At 59.7% G+C, this 2,463-nt stretch carries 4 protein-coding genes; 1 reads left to right on the top strand and 3 read right to left on the bottom strand.

Annotation, left to right across the window (positions count from 1 at the left end; translation table 11 throughout):
- Positions 1-260: hypothetical protein (locus tag C722_RS26505; protein WP_007163117.1), on the top strand; the 260-nt coding region annotated here is incomplete at its 5' end.
- A gap of 512 nt (positions 261-772) precedes the next feature.
- Here C722_RS26505 and C722_RS26045 read toward each other — a convergent pair.
- The 3 genes from C722_RS26045 to C722_RS24385 all read right to left on the bottom strand — a co-directional run.
- A complete protein-coding gene (locus tag C722_RS26045; protein WP_132833229.1) occupies positions 773-961 on the bottom strand; it encodes a hypothetical protein in 189 nt (62 codons plus the stop codon).
- A gap of 537 nt (positions 962-1,498) precedes the next feature.
- A complete protein-coding gene (locus tag C722_RS0100135) occupies positions 1,499-2,068 on the bottom strand; it encodes a hypothetical protein (protein ID WP_017638582.1) in 570 nt (189 codons plus the stop codon).
- A 185-nt stretch (positions 2,069-2,253) separates the two neighbouring features.
- Positions 2,254-2,463, bottom strand: a 210-nt coding sequence (locus tag C722_RS24385) for a hypothetical protein (RefSeq protein ID WP_037062769.1), incomplete at its 5' end; no start/stop codon positions are given.

Here is a 2,463-nt window from a genome sequence, read left to right on the forward strand (position 1 = left end):
GCCAGTGGAGCCTTTTTCCGGCGAGGAATCGCACTTGTTTCGGAAGCCAACAGCTATCCCTCGAATGCCACACCTTCGGCGTTCAGCGGATGACCGGGTTAGTAGACCAGGCACTAGCCCTGCCTCACCGCCTCTTTCGGCTTCCGCTCAATTATCGGCCTGGCGCCATCGCGGTAGAGTTCTGGTTCCAAGTGCCGGCCGATGAGCACGCCGCGACCGCCGCGCTATTGGAGGAGATCCAGTGCTTTGCGCCGGCATGAACGTGGGATCCGGCTACGTCACTGGAATAGGAGGTAGAGCGCCTACGGCAGCTCGGGGGTGCGCACTTTCTGCTTGCCTACATGCATCAGACCCGGGACCGCTGGATTGATTGTCCCGAGCACAGGAAGCTCAGGAATGTGCTGTATGGCGGGTTATAAGTGGTGGAATACGAGCGGCAATACTAGGAGAGTGCTGTGCGAGCAGCGCAGTATGAGTTTGCGGGCGGCGAACTGTTTGCGGTAGTGAAGGGGCCTTCCTCGATGCTGCAGCCGTAGCAGCTCGCATAGACGAAGCCTCGCAGCTGCTTGGCGATGTCGACCATGGTGGTAGTGACGGCCTAGGTGTCGAACCCCACACATCCAGGACGCGCGGTGTGATACCCGGCTGAGCCTTGGAGCAGGGCGTTCATGCTGGTATAACGGCCAGCGGCCGTGCTGCAAATGGTGTTGCTCTGTAGCTCGGCCGCGCTGGCGCCATCGGGCACGCGGATGACGACGGGGACGGGCTTGGACTAAACGGCGATTGCCTGCAGCGACACGGCCAGGGTGCGCTTGGTGCCGGGCTTGCCGACGGCGTCCTGGGCGTTGGTTAGCAGTACGGGCGTGTTGTGTAGGACGACGGTGACATCGGTGCCGGTACAGACCCTGCCGATGAGGGCCATGAATACTGTGGGAATGGAGCAAGCGCCTTGGTTGATCACGAGGACACGTACCCCGTGGTGGTAGTCCGCCAAGGAGGGTTGCCTGCGCAGGAAGGTAAGTGACGCTGCAGAGGCTGGCGGATCCGCGCGCCGGGTTTGTTCGGGCGTGAGCAAAAAATTTACTCGACGCTGCTGGCGATGGAGATCCTAGAACGCGTCTGGATGGGCGCGCAACCGTTAGACCGGCGACGTTTCGCCAGCCGTACCGAACGGCGCTTGTTTCGCCACAACCGAGGGACGTCGCGCAGTGGAGCGGTGCCAATGCGGAAGGACCAATATGCCCAGCCGGTGGTGGTCATCAGCCCGCGACGCTGTTTGTGCTCCTCGAGTAGAACCAGCTCCTTGATGAATTTGTAAAAGCCAGCATCGCTGAGATAGTCGTCGTTCGCATGCTCGACCACTCGATGCCCTAACCCGGTCACCATATCGAGAATGTACGCGGCAGGTAGGATGCACGTGGCTATCGGCACCACGATGATCTGGAATAATACCGAGTAGGCGGAGGAAAAGTCCGACCTGAGTGTTGGAGGCGCAGGGTTAGAAGGTTTCCTTGTCGAGCAGAGCCACGACCACAGCCGCTATCACGGCGAGAAGCCCACCGAGATACGTCGCGAAGTTACTTGCACTAGGTAGGTTGAAAAAGTGAAGGGTGCGAAGGGTCGCGGGGCTACCGGCGCGTCGCTCCAGTGACTGACGCCATTCCCATTGTTCGATGAGCTCTTTGGCCAGCTCGGCAAAGTCTTCACGGCCAGCAAAGTGCTCGGAAATCATCCGCCGCTTCGCGCGATCCGTTGCCACTATTGCCTGCCGGATGCCTAAGATCCTCTTGCCCAGGTTATCTCGGGCGAAGCGACGTCGATCGACCTCGACTAGGATCTGGGCGAGCCCTAGCAGCATTGGCATCTCCCAGAAGAGTGTCCAGTAGGAAAGATTCGCGTAGGTCGGCAGTTGCAGATAAACGTGGTGGTAGAAGAAGAGCGCTATCGACAAGACGACAAGCAACATCGATGAGGCGAAGAGGATGAATATTCGCGATCCCCAGACGAAGCTGGGGATGAGTCGGTATTCTCTCCGAAAGGTCTTAACGTGGTGGGCCACGGTCCGCATGGTCAGCTTCCCGCTTGTTGATCAATGAAGATATTCCAGGGCCACACCATGTCTCCAGCGATGCATGCCATTTCGTAGCCACAGCCGCGACGACTGGTTACCTACTAGCTGATAGGTATCTATCTGTGGCGGCCAGCTCCGGGCTGGCCGGCCAATCGCTCGCGGCAAGAACGGCGCCAATGGTGTTAACTCGGTTGAGCAGCATGCGATAGGTATTCCAGGGCTTGAGCGGCTGGACTGCGGCTTCGCTGGCAGTGTCCGGGTCCGCAGGCATCCTGCATGCCGTTGACCTGGATGTTGACGTACTGCAGCAGCAGGTCGCGCTTGCGGTTGGCCAGGTCCTTAGCCGCAGCTAGTTGCGCGGCCTCGTCCAGCCGCGACTGACCATCCTCCCT

It is taken from the genome of Pseudomonas sp. 313 (assembly GCF_000316965.1).
GTDB lineage: Bacteria > Pseudomonadota > Gammaproteobacteria > Pseudomonadales > Pseudomonadaceae > Chryseomonas > Chryseomonas benzopyrenica.

What these genes read in the sequence shown, in the direction of transcription:
- C722_RS0100135 (WP_017638582.1), bottom strand. Translation starts at nt 2,068, where the DNA reads ATGCGGACCGTGGCCCACCACGTTAAGACCTTTCGGAGAGAATACCGA.